The organism is uncultured Veillonella sp., assembly GCF_963522475.1.
In the GTDB taxonomy this organism is placed as follows: Bacteria; Bacillota; Negativicutes; order Veillonellales; family Veillonellaceae; genus Veillonella.
The window spans coordinates 24,884-48,792 of the sequence record NZ_CAUQYW010000016.1; the positions used below are offsets into that span (position 1 = coordinate 24,884).

The 23,909-nt window shown below is 40.0% G+C and carries 25 protein-coding genes and 4 tRNA genes; 26 read left to right on the forward strand and 3 right to left on the reverse strand.

The window, feature by feature from the left end; genetic code table 11:
- Nucleotides 1–1,248 (forward strand): L-serine ammonia-lyase, iron-sulfur-dependent, subunit alpha, encoded by a 1,248-nt coding sequence (locus RWP19_RS08330; protein WP_314357282.1) that lies wholly within the window; start codon nt 1–3, stop codon nt 1,246–1,248.
- A 49-nt stretch (nt 1,249–1,297) separates the two neighbouring features.
- Here RWP19_RS08330 and RWP19_RS08335 read toward each other — a convergent pair whose 3' ends face one another.
- From RWP19_RS08335 to tadA, 3 genes are all read right to left on the reverse strand, one after another.
- Nucleotides 1,298–2,485 (reverse strand): MFS transporter, encoded by a 1,188-nt coding sequence (locus tag RWP19_RS08335; RefSeq protein ID WP_314357283.1) that lies wholly within the window; start codon nt 2,483–2,485, stop codon nt 1,298–1,300.
- 132 nt (nt 2,486–2,617) lie between these two features.
- A tRNA-Ser gene (locus tag RWP19_RS08340) sits at nt 2,618–2,708 on the reverse strand.
- On the reverse strand, nt 2,662–3,207 hold the full coding sequence (gene tadA, locus RWP19_RS08345) for a tRNA adenosine(34) deaminase TadA (RefSeq protein WP_314357303.1): 546 nt from the start codon (nt 3,205–3,207) through the stop codon (nt 2,662–2,664). The genes RWP19_RS08340 and tadA overlap by 47 nt, the downstream gene beginning before the upstream one ends.
- 83 nt (nt 3,208–3,290) lie before the next feature.
- On the opposite strand from tadA, the gene RWP19_RS08350 reads away from it, so the two are divergent.
- The 25 genes from RWP19_RS08350 to RWP19_RS08470 all read left to right on the forward strand — a co-directional run bounded on the left by RWP19_RS08350 (nt 3,291) and on the right by RWP19_RS08470 (nt 23,899).
- Nucleotides 3,291–3,938: a trimeric intracellular cation channel family protein gene (locus tag RWP19_RS08350; RefSeq protein WP_314357284.1), complete on the forward strand. Its 648-nt coding sequence runs from the start codon at nt 3,291–3,293 to the stop codon at nt 3,936–3,938.
- A gap of 128 nt (nt 3,939–4,066) precedes the next feature.
- Nucleotides 4,067–5,872 carry a DUF4127 family protein gene (locus RWP19_RS08355; RefSeq protein WP_314357285.1) on the forward strand — a complete coding sequence of 602 codons (1,806 nt, stop codon included), beginning with the start codon at nt 4,067–4,069 and terminating at the stop codon, nt 5,870–5,872.
- Nucleotides 5,873–5,882: 10 nt separating this feature from the next.
- Nucleotides 5,883–7,004 carry an acyltransferase gene (locus RWP19_RS08360; RefSeq protein ID WP_314357286.1) on the forward strand — a complete coding sequence of 374 codons (1,122 nt, stop codon included), beginning with the start codon at nt 5,883–5,885 and terminating at the stop codon, nt 7,002–7,004.
- 171 nt (nt 7,005–7,175) lie between these two features.
- Nucleotides 7,176–8,033 carry an aminotransferase class IV gene (locus tag RWP19_RS08365; RefSeq protein ID WP_314357287.1) on the forward strand — a complete coding sequence of 286 codons (858 nt, stop codon included), beginning with the start codon at nt 7,176–7,178 and terminating at the stop codon, nt 8,031–8,033.
- A gap of 55 nt (nt 8,034–8,088) precedes the next feature.
- Nucleotides 8,089–9,135 (forward strand): methionine ABC transporter ATP-binding protein, encoded by a 1,047-nt coding sequence (locus RWP19_RS08370; protein WP_314357289.1) that lies wholly within the window; start codon nt 8,089–8,091, stop codon nt 9,133–9,135.
- Nucleotides 9,116–9,769 (forward strand): methionine ABC transporter permease, encoded by a 654-nt coding sequence (locus tag RWP19_RS08375; RefSeq protein ID WP_295991958.1) that lies wholly within the window; start codon nt 9,116–9,118, stop codon nt 9,767–9,769. The genes RWP19_RS08370 and RWP19_RS08375 overlap by 20 nt, the downstream gene beginning before the upstream one ends.
- A 9-nt stretch (nt 9,770–9,778) precedes the next feature.
- Nucleotides 9,779–10,075, forward strand: coding sequence for a YerC/YecD family TrpR-related protein (locus tag RWP19_RS08380; protein ID WP_314357290.1), 297 nt, complete (start codon nt 9,779–9,781; stop codon nt 10,073–10,075).
- A gap of 65 nt (nt 10,076–10,140) precedes the next feature.
- Nucleotides 10,141–10,935 (forward strand): TSUP family transporter, encoded by a 795-nt coding sequence (locus RWP19_RS08385; protein ID WP_314357291.1) that lies wholly within the window; start codon nt 10,141–10,143, stop codon nt 10,933–10,935.
- 11 nt (nt 10,936–10,946) lie between these two features.
- Nucleotides 10,947–11,714, forward strand: a complete 768-nt coding sequence (locus tag RWP19_RS08390) for an SDR family oxidoreductase (protein ID WP_314357292.1) — start codon at nt 10,947–10,949, stop codon at nt 11,712–11,714.
- Nucleotides 11,715–11,851: 137 nt separating this feature from the next.
- Nucleotides 11,852–12,703: a hypothetical protein gene (locus RWP19_RS08395; protein ID WP_314357293.1), complete on the forward strand. Its 852-nt coding sequence runs from the start codon at nt 11,852–11,854 to the stop codon at nt 12,701–12,703.
- Nucleotides 12,704–12,722: 19 nt separating this feature from the next.
- Nucleotides 12,723–13,067 carry a YkvA family protein gene (locus RWP19_RS08400; protein ID WP_314357304.1) on the forward strand — a complete coding sequence of 115 codons (345 nt, stop codon included), beginning with the start codon at nt 12,723–12,725 and terminating at the stop codon, nt 13,065–13,067.
- Nucleotides 13,068–13,185: 118 nt separating this feature from the next.
- On the forward strand, nt 13,186–13,605 hold the full coding sequence (locus RWP19_RS08405; RefSeq protein WP_105085333.1) for a thioesterase family protein: 420 nt from the start codon (nt 13,186–13,188) through the stop codon (nt 13,603–13,605).
- Nucleotides 13,598–14,401 (forward strand): glutamate racemase, encoded by an 804-nt coding sequence (gene murI / locus RWP19_RS08410; protein ID WP_314357295.1) that lies wholly within the window; start codon nt 13,598–13,600, stop codon nt 14,399–14,401. The genes RWP19_RS08405 and murI overlap by 8 nt, the downstream gene beginning before the upstream one ends.
- Before the next feature lie 12 nt (nt 14,402–14,413).
- A complete protein-coding gene (locus RWP19_RS08415; protein ID WP_295209161.1) occupies nt 14,414–14,953 on the forward strand; it encodes a hypothetical protein in 540 nt (179 codons plus the stop codon).
- A gap of 12 nt (nt 14,954–14,965) precedes the next feature.
- Nucleotides 14,966–15,616: a coenzyme F420-0:L-glutamate ligase gene (locus tag RWP19_RS08420; RefSeq protein ID WP_295206244.1), complete on the forward strand. Its 651-nt coding sequence runs from the start codon at nt 14,966–14,968 to the stop codon at nt 15,614–15,616.
- A 145-nt stretch (nt 15,617–15,761) separates the two neighbouring features.
- Nucleotides 15,762–17,471: a hydantoinase/oxoprolinase family protein gene (locus tag RWP19_RS08425; protein WP_314357296.1), complete on the forward strand. Its 1,710-nt coding sequence runs from the start codon at nt 15,762–15,764 to the stop codon at nt 17,469–17,471.
- A complete protein-coding gene (locus RWP19_RS08430) occupies nt 17,461–18,915 on the forward strand; it encodes a histone deacetylase (RefSeq protein ID WP_314357297.1) in 1,455 nt (484 codons plus the stop codon). Before RWP19_RS08425 ends, RWP19_RS08430 begins: the two co-directional genes overlap by 11 nt.
- Before the next feature lie 130 nt (nt 18,916–19,045).
- Nucleotides 19,046–19,801, forward strand: coding sequence for a ribonuclease PH (gene rph / locus RWP19_RS08435; protein WP_314357299.1), 756 nt, complete (start codon nt 19,046–19,048; stop codon nt 19,799–19,801).
- Between the two features lies 1 nt (nt 19,802).
- The gene (locus tag RWP19_RS08440) at nt 19,803–20,378 is read left to right on the forward strand and encodes an XTP/dITP diphosphatase (RefSeq protein ID WP_314357300.1); all 576 of its coding nucleotides are present in this window, start codon (nt 19,803–19,805) and stop codon (nt 20,376–20,378) included.
- 66 nt (nt 20,379–20,444) lie between these two features.
- Nucleotides 20,445–20,942 (forward strand): YfcE family phosphodiesterase, encoded by a 498-nt coding sequence (locus tag RWP19_RS08445; RefSeq protein WP_314357301.1) that lies wholly within the window; start codon nt 20,445–20,447, stop codon nt 20,940–20,942.
- 85 nt (nt 20,943–21,027) lie between these two features.
- Nucleotides 21,028–21,810 carry an adenosylmethionine decarboxylase gene (gene speD, locus RWP19_RS08450; protein WP_295286823.1) on the forward strand — a complete coding sequence of 261 codons (783 nt, stop codon included), beginning with the start codon at nt 21,028–21,030 and terminating at the stop codon, nt 21,808–21,810.
- Nucleotides 21,811–22,073: 263 nt separating this feature from the next.
- Nucleotides 22,074–23,279 carry an NADP-dependent malic enzyme gene (locus RWP19_RS08455; RefSeq protein ID WP_314357302.1) on the forward strand — a complete coding sequence of 402 codons (1,206 nt, stop codon included), beginning with the start codon at nt 22,074–22,076 and terminating at the stop codon, nt 23,277–23,279.
- Between the two features lie 277 nt (nt 23,280–23,556).
- A tRNA-Pro gene (locus tag RWP19_RS08460) sits at nt 23,557–23,633 on the forward strand.
- Nucleotides 23,634–23,643: 10 nt separating this feature from the next.
- Nucleotides 23,644–23,717: transfer RNA gene (locus RWP19_RS08465), tRNA-Gly, on the forward strand.
- A 105-nt stretch (nt 23,718–23,822) separates the two neighbouring features.
- Nucleotides 23,823–23,899: transfer RNA gene (locus RWP19_RS08470), tRNA-Arg, on the forward strand.
- Nucleotides 23,900–23,909 lie beyond the last annotated feature (10 nt).

Here is a 23,909-nt window from a genome sequence, read left to right on the forward strand (position 1 = left end):
ATGGATTATATTTCTTTATTACAATCAGAGATGCGTCCTGCCTTCGGGTGCACTGAGCCAATTGCATTGGCTTATGCGGCTGCGAAGGCAGTCTCTGTTTTAGATGAGTTTCCTAACCATATTCACGCACGATGTAGCGCGAATATTATAAAAAATGTCAAATCCGTAGTGATTCCTAACTCTGGTGGACGAAAGGGCCTTCAAGCGGCTGCTACCCTTGGTGCCATCGTAGGTCATCCTGAGCGTGAGCTAGAGGTACTAGAATCTGCTACAGATGAAGATCGTAAATGGCTTGGCACATTGCTAGATGCTAATTTCTGTACGGTCTCACTCGCTGAAGGTGTAGATAATCTTTATATTGAAATCACTGCTGAAACCGATGAACATACAGCAGTGGTTCGCATTGAAAATGACCATACGAATGTAACCTATGTTGCTGTAGATGGTGAGATTGTGTCTGAAACAATCAATGCAATCCAGAAAGCAGCCAAAACCGAATATGCTATGACTTTTGATAGCATTTACGAATTTGCAAAGACTGCAGATATTTCAGGGATTATCCCTCAGATTAAACAGCAAGTAGAATACAATACGGCTATTTCTAGAGAAGGTTTGTCTAATGACTATGGCGCCAATATTGGGCAGCTCTTATTGTTGGATGAAGAAAACCCGTCTTTAGAAACGAAATGTAAAGCTCGTGCAGCGGCTGGATCCGATGCGCGCATGAGCGGTTGCCCATTGCCTGTAGTTATCTGCTCTGGCTCTGGTAACCAAGGCTTAACCGTATCTGTACCAATTATTACGGCTGCCGAGGAACTTGGTAAAAGTGATGATGAATTATATCGTGCGCTTGTTTTTGCCAACCTGTTAACACTGTACGTTAAATCTGGCATTGGTAAATTGTCCGCCTACTGCGGTGTTGTATCTGCTGGCGTAGTAAGTGTAGCCGGTATTGCCTTCTTGAAAGGTGATGGCAAGGATATCATCGAGAATACACTTGTAAATGGTCTTGCCAGCTTATCCGGTATCGTTTGCGATGGAGCAAAACCATCCTGTGCAGGTAAAATTGCTATCTCCCTTGATGGCGCTTTTATGGGATATAAACAAGCACGCCTTAATAAGAACTACCAAAAAGGTGATGGCCTTGTAGCCTACTCCGTTGATGAAACCATACGCAGTATCGGCACTGTGGCTCAAGGTATGAAAGAAACGGACGTAGTTATCTTGAATGAAATGCTAAAACACTAATTTAGCTAAAAATATAAGCCCCCGTAAGGGGGGCTTTTCTCTATTGCAATTATTGTAATTTTTTAGGATCTTTGAGTATTAATGATGCCCCAAGGCCTACTATTAGGAATGGTACGAGTGTCATCATAGCAACAGGTAGGGAGTAGGTATCTGCTAGGTTACCTACGACAGGAGCGATAACACCGCCGATGGTTTGGCTTACGCCGAGGGTGATACCCGATGCAAAGCCGATGCTTTTAGCTAGATATGTTTGGCCTAGTACGATAACTGGGCTGTAGCTAATTGCTTTGGTAGCACCGATGATGAGTAATAGTAGATATGCTATAGGTAGCATAATGTATGGTGCAAAGTTTGGTACTTCTGTTAATAGGAACATAGCTGGTAACCAAACTAATAGGGATAGTCTGATAATCTTAATAGGACCGTATTTATCGCCCAATAGACCGCCAATATAGGTCATGAAGATACCAATGCTAAAGAATACGGTTAATGCAAAGCTACCTTGTTCTGGGCTGGTGCCGAGTTCATGGGTCCAGAAGATAGGAATAAATGCATTGATAACACGGAAGTTTACTGATTGGCTCAAGATGATAAGGAACAAAATGCCAAAGTATTTCCAGTAGTTTTTGAGCGGTTTTGCTGCTACCGTTGGATTTTCTGTGGCAATTGCTTGGTCAATAGTACGTGCATGTGCTACGATACGTGGCATGAGTGCGAACAGAATTGTAAATATAATAATACCTGCTACTGTGAAAGCCGCTAGCCCATGAGGCCCCACTGTATAGGCGATGGCGCCAGCAAAGAGAGGGCCAAAGGCAAAGCCTGAGCTGCCGCCGATGGCGAAGGTACCCATGGCCTTACCTTTCTTGCCACCGCCGAGGCGGTTCATGATTTTCGCGCCTTCTGGATGGAAGATAGAAGAACCTACACCAGCTAAAGTGGCGCAAACAAGGAGGCTTTCATAAGAGGTAACAAAGCCCATCATACCTGTACTACAAGCGGATAATAAAACGCCAAAGGCAATAAGTCTAGGTTGATTGATCTTGTCAGAAATATAGCCTAGTAAAGGCTGTAATAATGAGGATAATGCTGTATTAGCTAGGATGAGAAAACCTGCTTGCTCCAAGCTCAGTCCATAGGTATAAATGAACAGAGGTAAGAGGGCAGGCAACACACTTTGACAGGAGTCATTAATCATATGACTCACTGTAATGAGATAAGGGTAATATTTTTTCATGATAATAGTCCCTTGAGTTTATGAGGAGATTATTTTAAATTGTATTTCTTATATTATAACCCAAATGGTTACAAAAATAGTTATAGATACAAAAAAAGCGCTAACCATGGTTAGCGCTTTATATAGTTTAGTTGGCAGAGGAGGAGGGATTTGAACCCCCGCGCCGGTTGCCCGACCTACCGCATTTCGAGTGCGGACCCTTCAGCCTCTTGGGTACTCCTCCGTGCTTTACGGCGCTCTTTGAAGAAGTCTTTCATAATTTGGCTGCATTCATCACCAAGCACACCAGATGCTAGTTCTGGTTCATGATTTAAACCAGGATGAGAGAGCACATTGAATAGCGATTCTACGGCGCCTCCTTTGTAATCACTTGCACCATATACAACGCGGTCAATACGACTGTTGATGATGGCGCCAGCGCACATCGGACACGGCTCTATCGTAACATACAGGGTACAACCAGTCAACCGCCAGCGCTTGAGGGTATCGCATGCTTCGCGGATTACGAGGACCTCTGCATGGGCCGTTGCATCATGATCGAGTTCACGACGATTGTGATGGTGTGAAACGATGGTATTATCTTTTACGAGAATAGCACCGATAGGGATTTCTCCAAGGTTATAAGCCTTGCGCGCCTCGTCCATAGCAAATGCCATAAAATATTCATCGCGCGTGCGCTCATCCATGTTTTCTATCTCTATAGGTGTAATGTCTTTTGTCATTGGCATACCTCTTCATGTATAATATCTTACATAAAGTCTATCACAGTGTACGCAGTTATGCGAATAGATTATATGGGGGAATTATGGATATTATTTGGTATATGTTTGATATGATTGGCACCATTGCCTTTGCTGTATCCGGGGCACTTGTTGGGGTAGCCCGGAAGATGGATATATTTGGGATGACTGTTCTTGCATTGGCTACTGCCATTGGTGGTGGTATTGTACGGGACGTATTGCTCGGTTATTTTCCGCCGAACTCACTTCGAAATGTGGTGTATGTAACGGTTGTCTTAGCTGTAACAGTTATCGTGTTCTTGATTTATAACAGTCGATATCGCAAGCATGCGATGGGACCTCGTAGTCGTGCTAGTTACTTGTTAGCCGATGCATTAGGGTTAGCATCATTTACCGTTACAGGTGCCTCCGCAGGTTTTAAACTTTATCCAGAGTTGCCTATCTTTATTGTGTTGCTCGGTACAATCACTGCTGTTGGTGGCGGTATTATCCGCGATATGTTGGCACAACGCATCCCATCTGTTTTGAAAGAGGATGTATATGCATTGCCTAGTATTATTGGAGGCATCGTTTATTATCTTATGGTCACATCGAGTTGGGATAGCATGGCCGTATATGGTGCTTTCACAGTGGTACTCGTTATACGTCTATTAGCCATCAAGTATAATTGGAGCCTGCCTAAGGTAGGAAAAATCAAGCCAGTTGCGAAATAATAGTCAAATGATATAATTATACTATTGAGCATATGAACATTTCATAAAAGTGTCAGAAAAAGAGAGTATTATAAAACAGTTCATTTTGCGAGTCGGGAGTACTCGCTACACAGAAGGAGATTTGATTTATGACGAATAAATGGTTGAAAGTAGCACTTATGGCTGCAGCCATCGCTACTGGTACATCTATTAAAATTGATGCGGAAACCGTGTTGTACGTACCTCAAGATGATCGCCCTGTAAGCTTACAATATACTGTAGATACAGCTCGTGAAGCAGGTATGACTATATTGACACCACCTCAAAATTTGATTTCTGGTAAGACATACCAAGGTCAAGCTGATCAAATCATGGCTTGGGTTGAACAAAATGCAGCCCGTGCTGATGTGATGGTATTGAGTACAGATACCCTTATCTATGGTGGCCTTGTAGACTCTCGTAAACATAACATTCCACTCTCCACATTGGAAAGCCGTTTGAAACGTATTGAATCCTTAAAAGCTCGTAATAAAAATGTGCGTATCTATGGCTTTGGTACTGTAATGCGTTCTCCGCGTGCTAGTGGTGGTGGTACTGAACCAGCTTACTATGCGGAATATGGTCCTACTATTTTCCAAATTGCTGCATTACAAGATAAATTAGATTCTGGATCCTTAACACAAGAGGAAACTCAAAAATTGATGAGCTTGCAAGCCTCTGTTCCTGTAGAATATCTACAAGACTGGTTTGATCGTCGTCAAAAAAATATGAAAATCAACAAAGAATTAATTGATGAAACTCGTAGTGGTGTATTCGATTACTTTGCATTGGGCCATGATGATACATCTCAATTGTCTCAATCCGCGTTAGAAGGTCGTTACTTGAGTAAATACTCCAAGGATATTCCTGTTGAGAAATATGGCAGTTTCCCTGGTGCCGACCAACTTGGTCTCTTATTGATGGCTCGTTCTCGTACAGATGAAAGTACAGAAAAACCTACATTCTCCGTAATTTACCCACTCGGTGGCGGTGGAAAAACATTGCCAGGTTACGAAGACCAAACAATTGATAAAACAATTGCTCAACATGTTGAGGCCGTAGGTGGCACTATGGTGACACAAGGTAAACCAACTGTGTTGTTAGCAGTAAATACACCACTTACTACAAGTACTGGTGAATCTGAAAGCTTCGAGAACTTCCCGATGATTTCTAATTCTATAAATGCTTTTGTAGATCGAATTCAACAAGCAGTTGATTCTGGCGTAAACGTAAGTGTTGCTGATATTGCTTATAACAATGGCGCTGATAATACATTGGTATCTGCTATGTATAAGCGCGATATGCTATACAAAATCGGCGCGTATAATGGTTGGAATACAGCAAGTAATACGGTAGGCTATGCCATTGCTCAAGGCGTATTGCTCAAAACTATGAGCCCAGAAGGTCATCGTAACATGTTGACTCAACAATACTTAGATAACTGGGCGTACCAAGCAAATATCCGTAAAGATATTTACCGCATGCAAGATTCCATTCGCACAGATAATGTACGTTATTCTGGCGAGTTGAATGAACGTCTTGAAAGTTACTTAGGCGAACGTATCCAAGACTTCGCTGAAAAATACCTTAAAGTTGACCCTCGTACAGTAAAAGCTACATTCCCTTGGGGCCGTCTATTCGAAACAGATATTACGATCTATGATAAACCTGTGGTACCTCTTGAAAAAGAATTACGCTTAAAACGTGAAGCAGAGGCTAAAGCTAAAGCAGAAGCAGAAGCTAAGGCTAAAGCGGAAGCGGAAGCTAAGGCCAATGGTCAAGCGGTTCCAGCTCAACCAGCAAAGACTATCACTACTCAAACTACAGTATCTGTGATTCCAGTAGTAAAACAACCAGCTACAATATCTCAAGGTCCACGCCTAGTGCCAACACCTGCAGTTGTTCCTGGTCAATAATGAATAGGGAATGGCTATGAAAAAAGCGTTTTTACCGGAAATTACTTATATGCGTGGCCTCTGTATGCTTGGCGTAATCGGCATTCATGTAGGTTCTTACGCATTACAAAATCCTTTTGTAAATTTAGAACTTATTAGCGTCTTAGAAATTCTATCGCGCTTTGGGGTACCAGCATTTTTCTTCCTCTCTGCATTTGGCCTATTTTATCATACATCTGCAGAGGGACCATTCTCGTATAAGGAATTTATGCACCGCCGTATTCAGGTGGTGCTATTTCCATATATTACGTGGTCCTTGTTTTACTTACTCTATACGGGGTTGACGGCGCATAATCTTGGCAATTTACATCCCGGACCATTGGCGGTAAATTTATTGTTTGGTACGTCTATGTATCATTTATATTTTATGGTTATTCTCTTATGGTTCTACGTAATGATGCCTCTATGGCGTACTATGGTGAAAGTCATCTTAAAACGGCCTGTATTTTGGATGGTTTTACTATTTATTATCCAAGTAGCTATCGATTATGTTTCGTCTTATATGCTCGGCCGTTGGGTAACAGAACACCTTAGCAATAATCCTGTCTTGAAATATCTCTTTGATATGAGGCTTAACTATTGGGTTATCCATTATGTGTGGATATTCCTGTTAGGTGCTGTATGTGCTGAACGGTATGAAACCGTATGTGAATACATGTGGCGTTATCGTTACTTGTTAGGTGCCAGTGCAGTAGGCTCTATATTGTTGATGCTCGGCTCCTACTACTATGTTATGGACGTATGGCATTATACAGTGCTAGAAGCAATTTATACAGTGCATCAAATGAGTCCAATGGGAGTTCTTTATACAGGTTTGGGAACTCTATTTAGTTTGTTCCTATTTCAAGTATTGCCAATGAATGCAACCATCGAGTCTACTTGGTCGGAAATAGGGGATAAGTCCTACGGTATTTATTTAGCACATCCATTCTGGTTGTTAATCATCTCTAGTATGATGGCTAAATACAATCTTTTGTATACCGTAGTTAATGTACTAGCTATGTATGTGATGGCGCTAGGATTGTCCTATTTGTCTACGGTGGCTTTCAATTATGTGCCTAAACCAATTCGAAAATTTATCTTAGGTCATTAGAATCAATCCGCTAGGATATAGTTTTTAACTATGGCATCCTAGCGGATTTTTGTATATCTAAGTTGTATCTTTCACAAAGTAAAGTGTGAAAATTTGAAAGTAATTGTGATATAATAAACCCATGATGATTACTACTTGATAGAGTAACGATATAGAAAAAGAGGTGCTCCTATGCAAGAATTAACATATTTTAATGGCGAGTTCGTTGAACCAGGTGCCAAGGTTATTAGTATTGATGACCGTGGCTATTTGTTTGGTGATTCCGTATACGAAGTAGTGAGAGTTGTGAAAGGCCGTTGCTTCGCATTGTCTTACCATCAAGATCGCTTGTATCGCTCTATGCGTGAAATGGATATTCCTGTAAAAATGACCCCAGATGATTTAACAGAATTGCACGAAATTTTAATCGAGCAAAGTGAGATTAAAGAGGGTTATATTTATTTGCAAATTTCTCGTGGTGTAGCGCCACGTCATCATGCATATGATCGTTCTAAACTAGAACCACAAATGCTCATGTCTATCCGCAATCTAGACATGGATGCGGTTAATAAGTTGGGTGAAGGTGTTAAAGCGATTACATTGCCTGATGAACGTTGGGATCATGTAGATATTAAGACAACTAATTTGATTCCAAATATTTTGGCTCAAACTAAAGCGGAAAAGAAATTTGCTTATACGGCAATCTTATTCCGCGATGGCATTTGTACAGAAGGTGCTACATCTAATGTATTTGCCATTAAAGATGGTATCTTGTATACGCACCCGGCCGATAATCATATCTTAAAAGGTATTACGCGTCAAATGATGGTAACTCGTGTAGCACCGTCTCTCGGTATTACACTTATCGAAAAAGAATTTGATCGTGCCTTTGTAGATGATGCGGACGAATTATTCTTTACCGATACAATTGGTGGTGTCATCCCAATTACTAAGCTAGACAGAAATCCAGTATCTGGTGGCAAACCAGGTGTTATTACACTTCGTCTACGCGAATCCTTAGAAAAATTGATGGAAGAAGGTTTGCCTTAATAGGTTATCGGCTTTCATACAATTGTAAATAGTTACCTTAAGAAAGGATATTATTTTGATTCAATTACAACACATTAGTAAAGTCTATGAAGGCGCTACTCGTGTGGAAGCGTTAAAAGATATTAGCCTTGATATTAAAGAAGGTGAAATCTTTGGCATTATCGGTCAATCTGGGGCCGGTAAATCCACATTGATTCGATGCATTAATATGCTTGAAGCTCCTACATCTGGCTCTGTTATCGTAAATGGTACAGATTTAACAACACTTAACAAATCCGATTTGCGTAAAGCTCGCAAAGATATCGGTATGATTTTCCAACATTTTAATTTATTGTCTTCTCGTACAGTATATGATAATGTGGCATTTCCATTAGAATTACAAGGTTTGAGCAAGTCTGAAATCAAGGAGCGCATTACACCAATTCTTGATATCGTAGGTCTTACTGAGCGTATGAACAACTATCCATCTCAATTATCTGGTGGTCAAAAACAACGTGTTGGCATCGCTCGTGCCTTAGCGTCTAATCCAAAGGTTCTTCTTTGTGACGAGGCTACATCTGCTCTTGATCCGCAAACAACTGAATCCATTTTGAAATTGTTGAAAGACATCAACGAAAAAATGGGTCTTACTATCGTTCTTATTACGCATGAAATGCACGTAATCCGTGAAATTTGTGATCGTGTAGCAGTTATCGAAGGCGGTGTAATCTTAGAAGAAGGTAGCACTGTTGAAGTATTTACACATCCTCGTGAAAATACTACAAAAGAATTCATTAGTTCTGTGGTAAGTGATAACTTACCGCCAGAGGCGTTAGAGCATTTAGAATTACATGATCAATGGATTGCAGGTACATCTCCATTAGTACGTCTTAAATTTACAGGCCAAGCTACGGATGAACCTGTAGTAGCAGGCCTTGTACGTCGCTTTAATTTGGATGTAAGCATTCTCTTTGGTGGAATTGATTATATCCAAAACACGAGCGTTGGTCGCCTCATTGTTATCCTAAATGGTGATCCTGAAAATGCACAAGAGGGCTTAGATTATATTAAAACATTACCAATTGAAAGCGAGGTGATCGGTTATGTCAGAGCAAATAATTAATCTTCTCATAACTGGTACCCTTGATACATTGCAAATGACTATTATCTCTACGGTCATGGCTATGTTGCTTGGTATTCCTCTCGGTGTTATTTTGGTAGTAACCTCTAAGGGTCATATTTTAGAGAATGTAGCACTTAACAAAGTACTAGGTGCTATTGTTAATGCAACACGTTCCGTTCCATTCATCATCTTGATGGTAGCTATTATTCCATTCACTCGTATGGTGGTGGGCACATCTATTGGTACGACTGCAGCTTGCGTACCTTTAACAATTGCAGCAATACCATTCTTAGCGCGCCTTGTAGAAACATCTATTAAAGATATTAACTTTGGTGTTATTGAGGCGGCTCAATCTATGGGTGCAAGTCCACTCCAAATTATTTGGAAAGTTTTATTACCGGAAGCATTGCCTACAATTATCGACAATGTAACGGTTCTTATCGTTAACCTCATCAGTTACTCTGCAATGGCAGGTGCAATTGGCGGCGGTGGCCTTGGGGATATTGCTATCCGATATGGTTATCAACGCTTCCAAGCTGATATTATGATTGCCACCATCGTTATCTTAGTCATTTTGGTACAATTAGTACAAATGATTGGTGATGCATGGTCTAAAGCGATGAATAAGAAGTAGGAGGCTCCTATGAGTATCAATGAAAAATTGAGAAGCTCTCAAAACGATGAATTGTTCACCGCTATTTTAACGCTTGAAAACACAGAGGAATGCTATGCATTCTTTGAGGATATCTGTACGATTAATGAGTTAAAAGCTTTATCTCAACGCTTACAAGTAGCTAAGATGTTACGCTCCGGGGATAGCTATGAAAAAATCGTAGAAGAAACAGGTGCTAGCACGGCTACAATTAGTCGTGTTAAACGATGCTTAGTTTATGGCGCTGATGGCTATACATTAGTGCTAGATCGTCTAGGTGCAAAATAAAATAAACACGCATGACAACGGTGGCCTATTGGCGACCGTTGATGTGCTATCTAAAGGAGGTTTATATGGAGTGGCTTATTGCGATAACGGGGATACCATTTGATATCCTTATTCTCGTTTTGCTTGCCATAGCAGGTGCTTTTGCAGGCTTTGTAGACTCCATTGTAGGTGGTGGGGGTCTTATTTCTGTTCCGGCCATGTTATTAACCAATCTTCCACCTAGTATGGCACTCGGTAGTAATAAATTGTCTAGTATTTTTGGAGCTGGTAGTGCATCAATAACATTCTTGAGAAATCACATGGTTGATTTCTCACTAGTTCGTAAATTATTACCCTTTACATTTATTGGTTCTATGATTGGTACTTTGGCAGTCGTATCTTTGCCACCATTATATGTGAAGCCTATTATTATCGTCCTACTCGTTTGTGTCACATTTTTTGTAGTCTTTAAAAAGAATTGGGGAGAAATAAACCGTACGTCTCAAGTGGCAGGTAAAGCACTATATATTTGTATGGCCTTTGCGCTTGGTATCGGTATCTATGACGGCTTTATTGGTCCTGGTACAGGTACCTTTTTGATTATGGGCTTCATCTTTACTGGTTTTGATTTTTTACATGCCTCTGCAAATGCAAAAATATTGAATTTTACTAGTAATTTAGCATCATTAATCGTTTTTTTCTATTTAGGTCACGTCAATATTAAGTACGGTCTAGCTACAGGTGTGGGACAAATTATAGGTGCTTATTTAGGATCTCATTTAGCTATTGCTAAAGGTTCTTCGTTGGTACGTGTTGTATTCTTGTCGGTAACGACAGTTATGTTGTTGAAATTAGTCTATGACTATGTTTCAACATTATAGGAGGGCAAGGTATGCCTCATAAAAGTGATGTACAAGTGGCATTGATTAGTGGTGGCACGTCAGGAATTGGCTTTGCTACTGCAAAACTACTTCTAAAAGAAGGTTGGTGTGTTGTCATCAATGGTCGTGATGAAAAATCAGGACAAAAAGCTAAGATGAAATTGCGTCGCTATTCTTCAAGGGTACAGTATGTACAAGGGGATGTATCTAAGATTGAAGATTGCCAGCGCATTGTAAAAGAAACTGTCAAATTATTTGGTGGTGTATCTGCTCTCGTAACAGCAGCGGGCTATTATGAGGAAGAGCTTCTAGCAGATGTGACAGAGGCGGCCTTTGACGAAATGTTTGGGACTAATGTGAAAGGTACAGTATTTCTCTGTCAGGCTGCACTACCATACTTGCGCACTACAAAGGGCAGCATTGTAACGGTAGCCAGTGATGCAGGATTACAAGGTAACGTAGCTTGTTCTGTATACGGCGCTTCGAAAGGGGCGGTGGTAAGCTTTACAAAGTCTTTATCACTAGAAATGGCGCCGCATAGTGTACGCGTTAACTGCGTGTGTCCTGGTGATGTAGATACTTCCTTAGTAGATAAGCAAATTGCAAATGCTCAACAAGATGCAGAGGCTGCTAAGGCTGAAATGGGGCAACATTATCCCTTAGGCCGGATTGGCCAACCTCATGAGATTGGGGAGGTAATTGTATTTTTATTGAGTAGCAAAGCTTCTTTTGTAACTGGTGCTGCTTGGACTATTGACGGTGGTCTCACTAGTTGGTAATATTGAAAATCTTAGATAATATTTTGCGTTTTAAATCTTAGGAGAATTGTAAAAATTTATTCCCCTTATATCAATAGAATGGTATAATAATGCTAATAACATGACCTATAGTTGGTTCACAACAAAGGAGAATATTTATGGCAGAATATAATGGCGTAACACTTGAGCCACTTATGGATGGTTCTCAAGATCGTGACTATCAAGTTGAACAATTTATTTTCTGGGGTGCAGGTCGTGCAGCGGCTTTAGCTTTATCCCCTAAATTCAGCAGTGTTGCTTTGTGCGCCAATGCAACGTATATGGTAACTCGCATTGCACATCTTTACGAAGTAGAATTGCAATCTGGTGCCGTAGTGGGTCTAGTTGGTGGTCTTAGCACAGCTGTAGGTACAGCGGCTATTTCTCTTCTTATTCCTCTAAAAGCAGTTCGTGTTCCTGTAGCAGTTGGTTTAACATATGCTATCGGTAAAATTGCTCACATTTGGATCCAAGATGGTATGCCTTCTGATATCGAACGTTATAAACCAATGGTTGCTGAATTCCTTGAAAGCGGTAAAGCTATTGCATCTGACATCATTCGCGATGCAGGCGCTAGCATTCCTTTCACACAAGGTCAACGTGACGTTTGGGCTGGTATTGCTAATGAAACAGGTCTTGCTAAGGAAACTTTGAAACAAGTATATGAAGAAAAAGTAACGCCTGCTATTGATAAATGGAATACGGAAACTAAGTACCAAATACATGACAATGCCGCAGAAGTTATGGCAAAAGTAACTGATGCAGCAAAAGATAAAATTGATGCTGCTAAAGAAAATATCGATGTAGCAAAAGAGTTAGCTAAAGGTGGCGTAGAAGTAGCTAAAGCTTCCGCACAAGTTGCAGTAGAAACTGCAAAAACTAAAGCTTCTGATGCTGTAGAAACAGCAAAAGATGTAGCTGTAAATACTGTTAATACAGCAAAAGATAAAATTGGTGGTTTGCGCAAATAAGCGTTGAAGGATTATTATGATGAATCCATTAAAGATTATTACATATGGTAAGTATTTTAACGAATCGAAATTTGTCGCTTTTTTAGGGCGATATGGTAAGAAACTTGCCTTTGTACAACGAGCGGTGACCTTGTTTCTTTGTATGCGTGATAAGGACACTCCAAAATATGTAAAAGCAGTCATTGCTGGTGCCTTAGGGTATCTTGTATTACCTATTGATATTGTACCGGATACTATTCCTGTATTAGGTTGGATAGATGATGTAGCGGTGCTTGGCCTTGCTTTTAAGGTGGCTAATCGTTATATTAAAACTAGTCATCAAGAAGAGGCAAAAAAATACTTCCCATTTGGTGGCAGTAACTAGCTTTTAACCATTAAGGCAGTTTAATCCGTTGCGGTTGAGCTGCCTTTATTTATTTGACACGCTAAAGTAATAGAGATACAATGAAGATTGTATTCTATGAAAAAAGAAGGAAAATTTTATGCATATTGCTTCAGTAAATGTACGCTTTTACGAAACCGATATGATGGGTATTGCGCACCATAGTAATCATTTTAGATGGTTTGAAATGGCACGCATTGAATTCCTTCGTCAAATCGGTGTAACCCTGTGGGATATGATGAATGAGGATATTGTATTTCCTATTATGAATGTATCCTGTAATTATAAAGAACCAGCAAATTTTGATGATGAGCTTCATATCGAAACATATTTGGTTAAGATGACACGTGCACAGATGGTATTCCGTTATCGTATGCGCCGTGCCAGCGATGGTGCTCTCCTAGCTACGGGAGAGACTAAGAATGCATTTATGTCAAAATCAACAGGTAAAATTGTGCGATTAGACGATACTTTTTATCAGCCAATGTTAGCAGCTGTTGAGGAGATGCCTAATGAGTAATGTACAACAATTGCCTATCGGTGTATTTGACTCCGGTGTGGGTGGGCTATCTGTTTTAAAGGTTTTACAAGAACAATTTCCTAATGAAGATTTTATCTATATTGGCGATAACGCAAACAATCCTGTTGGAAATCGCAGTGATGATGAAATTACATATTTAGCTTGTCATATTGCAGAGGCTCTTGAAAAACAGCCTGTTAAATTGATGGTTATTGCTTGTAATACGTTTACTGTTGTAGCACTTGATGCGGTACGTGAGCGCGTATCTGTACCCGTTATTGGTGTGTCACAAGGCGTGAAAACAGCGATTAGTCAAAGTAAAAGCAAGACAATTGGTATCATGGCGACGGTAGCGACGGTGAATAGTCATATTCATAAACACGTAGCCCTTGAAGTTGATCATGAAGTTCTTGTTTGGGAACAACCTTGTCCTGAATTGGCAGGTCTCATTGAGCAAGGCCATTTAGATGATTATTTTGTACGTGATGTATGTACTGACTATTTAGAACCTTTATTATCTCGAGAAATTGAGGTTGTAGTTTTGGGCTGTACTCATTTCCCATTTGTACAACCTTTACTAGAGGAACTGACGTTAGGGCGTATTCAATTTATTGACCCTGCTTTTGAAACGAGTGAATTGGTTCGCCGTAGATTAGAGAGTAAAGATTTGTTTAATCCTCAACAATCTGCAGGTACTGCGACATTGTATTTTACAAAGGATATAGAGCTTGGTGATACATTGAGCGCTTCTTTCCTAGATCCAAGTCGACGTACCATTGAACATATTACATTATAAAGGAGATGCCCTATGTGGTTTTATAACATCCTAAGTGTAGTAATAGCTATTATTGTGGCTATTGCAGCTTTGTATTTATTATTCCGTTTGTTCGTATTGAAACAAGGTAATGAAAAGGTTATCTTATTGCCAAAACGAGCAACTAACTTCCAAGTGTCTGATCGTAATTTTGAATCTATTACTTTGTTCTGTGATATTCCTTTTGTAAACAAAGGCCGTCAACTTGGTACAATTATGGATTTATTCCCTCGTCCATTGTTACCTGAAGAACATTTTGATGCTGTAAAAGTAGAAGCATGGGCTATGGATATTAATCGTCCTCGTCATGATGGTTATTTTGAATCTGTTATTATCAAACCTCGTAAAGGCGGTACCATTCGTGTATTCGTTACATTGACAGGTAAAAATGGGAATATTCGTGAAGATATTAAGGGATTCCCTTATATGGACATCGATATTTACTACCAAATCGTAGGCCGTACAGATTATCATATTGATAAACAACGTATTCGTTTGACTGCTGAAGAAGTTCAAGCAGCATTGGTTCAATAAGGAGGCATAACAATGGCAGAATTAGAGTTAGTATGTGTGCCAACACGTATTCTTACAGATAATGATGACATCGTGGATGCTATCGTTGAATTTGGTGGTCATAATATTGGACCTGAAGATATCGTTTGTGTAGCTGAATCTGTAGTAGCTATTACACAAGGACGATTTACACGTCCTGAAGAGCTAGATGTATGTTGGCAAGCTCGTTTAATCAATCGTTTTATTCATCCAGATGGCTCTATGGCATCTATTTATGGCATGCAATCCGCCATGAACTTAGATGGTAAATGGAAAGTATTAGGTGCCTTTATTTTGGGGGCTATTGCTAAAATTTTCCGCAAACCAGGTGTATTCTATGCAATTGCTCGTGCTGCATCTTTAACTGACGACGTGACTGGTACAATGCCTCCATTTGATAAGCATATTGTATTTGGTCCAAAGGACCCAGATAAAGTAGCGGAGAAAATCGTATCTCGCACAGGCTGTTATGGTGCTGTTGTAGCTGACGTTAATGATTTGAAACGTTCCGCTGTTTTAGGTACAAGTCGTGGTATTGACGGTAATAAAATTGCACAATTATTGATTGATAATCCATTTGGTAATGATAGCCAAATGACTCCGATTGTTATCATTAAAAATTACGCATCTGTATCTGGTAAATAATAGAAGGCTGTACTCATCACATAGAGATGGGGACAGCCTTTTTATGTTGCGGGGGTAAATGGTAATTATATTCTAAATTGATGGGCCCATTTAGTTCCATAATTGAGCTTGTATAGAACTCTATAAATGCTAATAAGGAGGTTTTATGTTACTAGGTTTAGACGTAGGTGGTACTTTCACAGATGCTGTTATCATCGATGGTCATCGTGTAGTAGCATCCGCTAAAAGACGAACAACCAAAGATAATTTAATGCAAGGGATAGGAGAAGCCCTTGATGCAGTGATCCAAAGTTGTAATACTGCAAATATTGAGCAAGTCACTCTGTCTACTACTGTGGTAACAAATACCATCGTAGAAGAGAAGGAACAAGTAGTAGATCTCTATGTAGTAACTGGTCCTGGGCGAAATGTGGATGATATTTTCCCTGTGCAGCCGATATATCTTCAAGGTTATACTGATCATAGAGGTATTGTGGTGGAGCGTACGCCTACAAATACAGTTCATGGTGTAGCTGAAATGGTTCAATCTCATAGTGGCACAGATTTAGCCGCTGTATCTGCTAAATTTGGGGTGCGTAATCCTCAAGAGGAATTGTCTATTGCAAAAGAGCTGGAACATACATATGCTACTATTTCTAATGGTAGCTTATTAAGTGGTTCATTAAACTTTCCTCGACGCACCATTAGCGCATATTTTAATAGTGCTGTAACACCAGTATTTACACTGTTTAAGAAGAATGTAGAAGATGCGCTCACTGTGCGAAACATTAAGGCTCCACTTCATATATTAAAAGCCGATGGCGGTTCTTTACCTATGGAGCATATGGTGAGTAGACCTGTGGAGACCGCTTTTACAGGACCTGCAGCAACCGTACTTGGCTTATCTGCTCTTGGAACTATTGGGAATGAACATACAGTTGCTTTAGATATTGGCGGTACCACTACAGATATTTCTTTGTGGAAACAAGGGAGTCCATTGATGACTAAAAATGGCGTGTCTATCCGTGAGTACCCTAGTGCAGTACGATCTTTTGCAGTTACCTCTGTTGGTATTGGTGGTGAATCTGTCGTTCGTATTGTAGATGGAGTTATCTTAGTGGGCCCTGAACGGGTAGGCCCATCTGCGGCTTTGGGTGGCGATGAACCTACATTAGGGGATGCACTCATTGTATTAGGGTATGCAAACTATGGTGATGCGAAATTAGCTATACAGGCTATGGACGTATTAGCTAATACATTACAGAACAGTCTTAAATCTGATTCTACTCAGAATAAACAACAATCAGTATCTTCTATAACGGCTTTTGACATAGCTCAATTAGTGGTAAATAAGGCGTTACAAACGATTCAACGTGGTATAGATGAGGTAGTAAGGGCAGAAAATAAACGACCTATTTATGTAGTAGCGGATATCGTAAACCCTGATGTATTTGTACCGTCCCAAATCGTTGTAGTAGGTGGTACAGCGCCTAGTTTAGGTCCAAGTATTGGGGAGTACTTGGAGTTGCCTGTGACAATTCCAGACAATGCGGAGGTGGCTAATGCTATTGGTGCTGCTCTAGCTTTATCTACTATCGAACTCACTGTTCATGTCGATACAAAACGCCGTTTACTTGTTATTCCCGAATTAGGCATTAAGCAGCAAACATGTACCTTAAAGCGGGTGGAACAAGTTGTGGAACGAGCTAAAGAGGCCCTCAGTGAAGAAGCATTGCGTTTAGGCCTTGGTAAAAACCAAGACATAGAGGTCATTAGTATAGAAGATTTCCCTGTAGTAGAGGGCTGGCAATCAATGGAACGTTTAATAACGGTAAAAGTACAACTAGCAGCGGGGGTGAAACAGTATGTGGAATAAAGGATTATCCTATCGAGAACGTCATGGACTCAGAAATATTGGTATAAATAAGCTTACCAATACTAGTACGAATAAGATCGCCAATACAAATACAGGTGACACGTTAAATCCGGATAAAAATGTATTAAAACATAGTTTAGGCCTCGTATTTTTCCCCGCTTTTGATTGGAAGATTTCTGAAACACATCCAGAACGACAAGAACGGTTATTATATACACGCGATCAAATCGTAGAGGAAGGCTTATTAGACATACCTAATATTGTGGAATATAATCCTATCGTGGCCGATTGGGATACGATAAAACGAGTTCATGTGGGAGCTCCAGATTTAGAGTCCTGGGTGACGGAAGCACATCGTGTCTCTGCAGGTGGTGCTATTGCGGCTGCTGATGCGGTTATGCGCGGTGAAGTAGATCGCGCCTTTGCCCTAGTAAGACCGCCAGGGCATCATGCAATGGCCATGGTTCATGGTATTCGTGGGTTCTGTACAATTAATATTGAAGCCGTTATGATACAACACATGCGCCAAACCTATGGTATAAAACGAGTGGCCGTGGTAGACACAGATGTACATCATGGCGATGGTTCTCAAGATGTGTTCTACCATGATCCTGATACTCTATACATTAGTTTTCATCAAGATGGACGTACATTGTATCCTGGCACAGGCTTTATGGATGAATTCGGTGGACCACAAGCCATCGGTGGCAATATAGATATCCCATTGCCACCAGGAACTGGTGACGAAGGCTTAATGAAGGTTATGCGTGAACTTGTATTGCCTATCTTGGAAGAATTTAATCCAGATGTTGTTATCAACTCAGCAGGTCAAGATAATCACTTTAGTGATCCTTTGGCAAATATGCAGGTCACTGCAAAGGGCTATGCTGAACTTGTAGATTTATTACAAGCTGATATTGCCGTATTAGAAGGTGGTTACTCTGTACAGGAAGCATTGCCTTATGTAAATACAGGTATCATATTATCTATGGCAGGCCTTGATTACAGTAAGGTCGTAGAACCTGCCTTTGACCCTGTTAAATATAAGCAAAGTCAAAATGTAACTGCTTATATTGATAACCTTATTGCTAAATGGAAGGTGCAATGGGCAGATCGTTATAAGATGGCCGAAGAGGAACGTACAGGTGTAGGTGATATATGGTCGAATCGTTATAATGTGTACTATGATGAAACGGGCGTACAAGAGGAACGTCTTGAAAAGGTGCGTATGTACGAAGATAAGGTGGGCTGGCATAGCGTGCTTTCACGAGGACAATATGGACCTTATGGGCCACAAAGTGTATATGCTATGTTTATCCCTTGGCAAGCAGATGAGGAAACTCGTCAAGATGCAATAACAGAGGCTAAACGAGCTAAAGCAGAAGGCGGTGCTAGCCGTTATGTTGTGGTAGATCCACTTGGCGATGGACAATACAAGGTATAGTGGTAAACTATCGAATCACCATGTGATTCATGGTAATGAAAAATAGAAAAATTATGATATAATAAGAAGAAATAACGCCCCTTTGTGTAAGGGGCGTTCTAATGTTTAATTTTAGAATGGTGAGGTTCCCATGCGTAGCGACAATAGAACAGCAGGTCAATTGCGACCTATTAAAATAACACGGAATTTTACAGAGTATGCAGAAGGTTCTGTACTCATTGAGTGCGGTAAGACTAAGGTTATCTGTACGGCTACTGTTGAGGATTCTGTGCCGCGCTGGCTAAAAGGTTCTGGCCAAGGATGGGTAACCGCTGAATACTCCTTGTTGCCACGTTCTACGCAAACTCGCGTAAGTCGTGAGGCAGCAAAGGGGAAACAAACAGGCCGTACCGTAGAAATTCAACGTCTTATCGGTCGCGCTTTGCGTGCTGTTGTAGACCTTGAAGCATTAGGTGAACGCTCTATTACAATTGACTGCGACGTAATCCAAGCCGATGGTGGCACGCGTACAGCATCTATTACCGGTGCTTTTGTGGCCCTCGTTGATGCGGTGGACTTCACCTTTGGTGGAGCGGGTAAATTCCCAATCACTGACTTCTGTGCCGCTATTTCCGTAGGTGTTGGTCCAGAAGGTCCTATTACTGATCTTTGCTATGAAGAGGATAGTGCTGCTATTGTTGATATGAACGTAGTGCGTACAGGATCTGGTAATATGGTTGAGGTACAAGGTACAGGTGAACATGGTACCTTTAACCGTGATGAACTTAATGCATTACTCGACTTAGCGGAGGCCGCTACAGATGAGCTTATGGCTAAACAACGTGAAGTACTTGGTGTGACAGCAGATAAAGTAGGTAAAGTGTATCCTACAGCTCTGGAGGTATAAGGTGGAACAAATCGTATTAGCTACAGGCAATAAAGGGAAAATTCGTGAATTTTCTGAGGCTTTCTCTCATTTATCTATCGACTGTGTACCAGTAAAAGATGTGATTTCTGTTGAGGAACCAGAGGAAACTGGTACAACCTTTATGGAAAATGCTCTTTTGAAGGCTCACTACTATGCAAAGGCTACCAATCGTCCATGCCTTGCCGATGATTCTGGTATCACCGTAGATGCACTTAATGGAGCACCAGGTGTATATTCTGCTCGTTATGCAGGTCATCATGGTGATGATCAAGCTAATAATGAAAAATTAATTCGCGAACTGCAAGGTAAAAGTAATCGCACAGGCCACTATGTGTGTGCTTTAGCTCTTGTATATTCTGATGGTCGTGAAGTGACAGCTGAAGGCTATTGTGATGGTATTGTACAAGATGAGCCAAAAGGTGATAATGGATTTGGGTATGATCCATATTTTTATGTGCCTGAATTTAAAAAGACTATGGCTGAACTTAGCATTGAAGAAAAGGAAACGATTAGCCATCGAGGACGTGCACTACGTGAATTAATTAACAAGCTTTGATATTTTCGAACTATATGGTATAGTTCAAATCAATGTATAATATAATAGTATTAGAGAAATAATAAAATGAAACGAATTGGTATTGTAAGTGATACCCATGGGTATCTAGAGAATATTGACCTCATTTTGGAGGCTACTGTAGATCAAGATATTGATATGTGGCTTCATGCTGGTGATTATGGAGATGATGCGCGCTATATGCAGGAACATACGGAGATTCCTGTGTATGCGGTGCGTGGTAATAATGATCGTGTACAGCCTCTTGAGCCTCGAGAACAGTTGATTCCTCTTGAGGATACTTATATTTACATGACTCATGGTCATGAGGTATCATATTATAATCGAATACAAAAACTGATTGAATTAGGAACTGACATGGGCGCACGACTTATCGTTTCTGGTCATAGTCATCATCATGGGGAGGTTCGTGTCCGTGATGCGGTATTTGTGAATCCTGGCAGCATATCGTTGCCCCGTGACCGCTCTGGTGGTACTTTTGCAATTGTTACCTACGATAATGGACAGTTTGATGTAGAGTTTGTTTATAAAGAAGATATTATTTAGTTATATGGTGAAAGTTTCGTGCCGTAATAGCTCGATAAACTTTTAAAAATAGTAAGTCTATGCATGGAAAGGGTTATAACATATCATGGAGACACCAGTTAAAGCAAAACCTAAAATGAAATTATATGGTTTTAATAATCTCACAAAGACCTTGAGTTTTAATATTTATGATATTTGTTATACTCGTACAGAAGAAGAGAAAAAACAATACATTCAGTACATTGATGAAGTATACAATGCGGATCGTCTAACGGCTATCTTAACAGAAGTTAGTCGTATTATTGGCGCAAATATCCTTAACGTAGCAAAACAAGACTATGATCCACAAGGTGCATCCGTTACAATTTTGATTTCTGAAGAGGAAATTGAAAAAGAAGATGTTGTTATGCATCTTGATAAATCTCACCTTACTGTACATACTTACCCTGAAAGCCATCCACATAAAGGGATTAGTACATTCCGTGCCGACATTGAAGTTTCTACATGTGGTCAAATCTCTCCGCTTAAAGCACTTAATTATTTAATTCAAAGCTTTGATTCCGATATTCTTACATTGGATTATCATGTACGTGGCTTTACACGCGACGTATCTGGTAAGAAAATCTATATTGATCATCGCATTAACTCTATCCAAAACTACATCAATGCAAAAACTCGTAATATGTACAATATGATTGATGTAAATGTGTATCAAGAAAATATCTTCCATACAAAAATGATGTTAAAAGAGTTTGATCTAGATAATTATTTATTTGGTGTTACTGAAGCGGAATTAAGCGAACGAGAAATCAAGCAAATTAAACATCAATTAAAACAAGAAATGATGGAAATTTTCTATGGTCGTAATTTACCTTCTGTAAAAGCATAAATAAAAACATATATTTTTACGCCATGTGTTCTGTTATATGATGCGTATGTAGTATGAAAGTAGATAAGCCGTATATGGCTTATCTACTTTTTGTTTATCATTTTTTTTACTAATATAAATTAATAGAATTTAATTCTAAAATATTCGGAAAACTATATCGAAAAAACTTGAATTATCATATATCATTATGTATAATACAATTAGTTAAAGGTATTAATTACCGACTCAAAAGAGTTCGAGTTTATCCACAAAGGAGAATTAGAATGGACGTACGTGAATTAGCGGTACAAAAGAAACGTGAATTAAAAGGTTTCCTTACTGTAGGAACAAAATATGAATTAAAAGACGCTCATGATTTATCTGTAGCTTACACACCAGGTGTAGCAGAACCATGCTTGCGTATTAAAGATAATGAAGCAGAATCCTTCGAATTAACTTGTCGTTCCAACATGGTTGCCGTTGTATCCGATGGTACTCGTGTACTTGGTCTTGGCGACATCGGCGCTGCAGCAGCATTGCCAGTAATGGAAGGTAAATCCTTATTGTTCAAAAAATTCGGCGATGTAGACTGCATTCCATTGGTTGTAGATACTAAAGATGCTGATACATTGATCAACACTGTAAAATTATTGCAAAAAAACTTTGCTGGTATTAATTTGGAAGATATTTCTTCTCCTAAATGTTATGAAATTGAAAACCGTTTGAAAGAAGAATTGGAAATACCTGTATTCCATGATGACCAACACGGTACAGCTATCGCTTGTTTAGCTGGTGTAAAAGGTGCTCTTCGCCTTGTTAAAAAAGATTTAACAACAGCTAAAATCGTTGTAAATGGTGCGGGTGCTGCTGGTGCAAACATCGCTCGTTTGTTGTATCTTGCAGGTGCTCGAGATATTACATTGTTAGTATCCTCTGGCGTATTGCATAAAGACTACAAACGTCTTGATTCCTTGCAAGCTGAATTGATCGACTTGCTTAAACTTGAAGAAAAACATGGTAACTTGGCTGAAAATGCTAAAGGTGCTGACATTCTTCTTGGTGTATCTGCAGCAGGTGCTTTCACAAAAGAAATCTTGGAAAACTTGGCTGATGATGCAATTGTATTCTCCATGGCTAACCCTAACCCAGAAGCAACATATGCGGATATGAAAGCTGCTGGTGTTCGTATTGCTGGTACTGGTCGTTCTGATGCTCCTAACCAAATCAACAACGTAGCAGTATTCCCTGGTATCTTCCGTGGTGCTATCGATGTTCGTGCATCTAAAATTACTGACGAAATGAAATTGGCTGCTGCTGAAGCATTGGCTCATTTGATTCCAGATAGCGAATTGAACGAAGAAAATGTTATGCCATCTGTATTTGATCCTCGTGTAGCTCCAGCTGTTGCAAAAGCAGTTGCTGAAGTAGCTGTAAAACAAGGTATTGCTAAAAATCCTGAAGCAGTTAAAGCTGGTAACTACGGAGGTTAATTTTAATTGCTATGAGCTTAATGCTTAATAGCTCTTTAAAATCTAACAAAGATAATATAAACAATCAAACATGCACCTTGAAAGGGGTGCATGTTTTTGTATACGAATTAATAAAATTTAAAAAATTAATGAAGTTGTAAAAAAGTACTTGTCACTATTTTGCATCAATGATATAATAATTTTCGTTGCAGAGCGATACTCAACAGAGTAAAAACTCAGCAAGAGTAGTGGTTGACATCAACTACCGGGTTTGCTATAATAGCAAAGTAATTAATGACGGGGCATAGCGCAGTTTGGTAGCGCACCTGGCTTGGGACCAGGGGGTCGCAGGTTCGAATCCTGCTGCTCCGACCATTTTTTATTTGCGGGTGTAGCTCAATGGTAGAGCCCCAGCCTTCCAAGCTGGTCGCGAGGGTTCGATTCCCTTCACCCGCTCCATTTTTTTTTGCCTTTTTTAGGGTAAACTGCAATAGAGCACAGTTGACGATACATACTACATAATTTATACTATAATAGATAATTACATATATAGGTAATCCACATGGTTCAGTAGCTCAGTTGGATAGAGCAACGGCCTTCTAAGCCGTGGGTCGGGGGTTCGAATCCCTCCTGGATCACCAAAGAAATGTA

What these genes read in the sequence shown, in the direction of transcription:
- RWP19_RS08425 (WP_314357296.1), top strand. Translation starts at nt 15,762, where the DNA reads ATGTTACTAGGTTTAGACGTAGGTGGTACTTTCACAGATGCTGTTATC.
- RWP19_RS08415 (WP_295209161.1), top strand. Translation starts at nt 14,414, where the DNA reads ATGTGGTTTTATAACATCCTAAGTGTAGTAATAGCTATTATTGTGGCT.
- RWP19_RS08395 (WP_314357293.1), top strand. Translation starts at nt 11,852, where the DNA reads ATGGCAGAATATAATGGCGTAACACTTGAGCCACTTATGGATGGTTCT.
- RWP19_RS08405 (WP_105085333.1), top strand. Translation starts at nt 13,186, where the DNA reads ATGCATATTGCTTCAGTAAATGTACGCTTTTACGAAACCGATATGATG.
- murI (WP_314357295.1), top strand. Translation starts at nt 13,598, where the DNA reads ATGAGTAATGTACAACAATTGCCTATCGGTGTATTTGACTCCGGTGTG.
- RWP19_RS08430 (WP_314357297.1), top strand. Translation starts at nt 17,461, where the DNA reads ATGTGGAATAAAGGATTATCCTATCGAGAACGTCATGGACTCAGAAAT.
- RWP19_RS08335 (WP_314357283.1), bottom strand. Translation starts at nt 2,485, where the DNA reads ATGAAAAAATATTACCCTTATCTCATTACAGTGAGTCATATGATTAAT.
- RWP19_RS08385 (WP_314357291.1), top strand. Translation starts at nt 10,141, where the DNA reads ATGGAGTGGCTTATTGCGATAACGGGGATACCATTTGATATCCTTATT.
- RWP19_RS08420 (WP_295206244.1), top strand. Translation starts at nt 14,966, where the DNA reads ATGGCAGAATTAGAGTTAGTATGTGTGCCAACACGTATTCTTACAGAT.
- RWP19_RS08355 (WP_314357285.1), top strand. Translation starts at nt 4,067, where the DNA reads ATGACGAATAAATGGTTGAAAGTAGCACTTATGGCTGCAGCCATCGCT.
- speD (WP_295286823.1), top strand. Translation starts at nt 21,028, where the DNA reads ATGGAGACACCAGTTAAAGCAAAACCTAAAATGAAATTATATGGTTTT.
- RWP19_RS08455 (WP_314357302.1), top strand. Translation starts at nt 22,074, where the DNA reads ATGGACGTACGTGAATTAGCGGTACAAAAGAAACGTGAATTAAAAGGT.
- RWP19_RS08445 (WP_314357301.1), top strand. Translation starts at nt 20,445, where the DNA reads ATGAAACGAATTGGTATTGTAAGTGATACCCATGGGTATCTAGAGAAT.
- rph (WP_314357299.1), top strand. Translation starts at nt 19,046, where the DNA reads ATGCGTAGCGACAATAGAACAGCAGGTCAATTGCGACCTATTAAAATA.
- RWP19_RS08380 (WP_314357290.1), top strand. Translation starts at nt 9,779, where the DNA reads ATGAGTATCAATGAAAAATTGAGAAGCTCTCAAAACGATGAATTGTTC.
- RWP19_RS08375 (WP_295991958.1), top strand. Translation starts at nt 9,116, where the DNA reads ATGTCAGAGCAAATAATTAATCTTCTCATAACTGGTACCCTTGATACA.
- RWP19_RS08350 (WP_314357284.1), top strand. Translation starts at nt 3,291, where the DNA reads ATGGATATTATTTGGTATATGTTTGATATGATTGGCACCATTGCCTTT.
- RWP19_RS08365 (WP_314357287.1), top strand. Translation starts at nt 7,176, where the DNA reads ATGCAAGAATTAACATATTTTAATGGCGAGTTCGTTGAACCAGGTGCC.
- RWP19_RS08360 (WP_314357286.1), top strand. Translation starts at nt 5,883, where the DNA reads ATGGCTATGAAAAAAGCGTTTTTACCGGAAATTACTTATATGCGTGGC.
- RWP19_RS08400 (WP_314357304.1), top strand. Translation starts at nt 12,723, where the DNA reads ATGAATCCATTAAAGATTATTACATATGGTAAGTATTTTAACGAATCG.
- RWP19_RS08330 (WP_314357282.1), top strand. Translation starts at nt 1, where the DNA reads ATGGATTATATTTCTTTATTACAATCAGAGATGCGTCCTGCCTTCGGG.
- tadA (WP_314357303.1), bottom strand. Translation starts at nt 3,207, where the DNA reads ATGACAAAAGACATTACACCTATAGAGATAGAAAACATGGATGAGCGC.
- RWP19_RS08390 (WP_314357292.1), top strand. Translation starts at nt 10,947, where the DNA reads ATGCCTCATAAAAGTGATGTACAAGTGGCATTGATTAGTGGTGGCACG.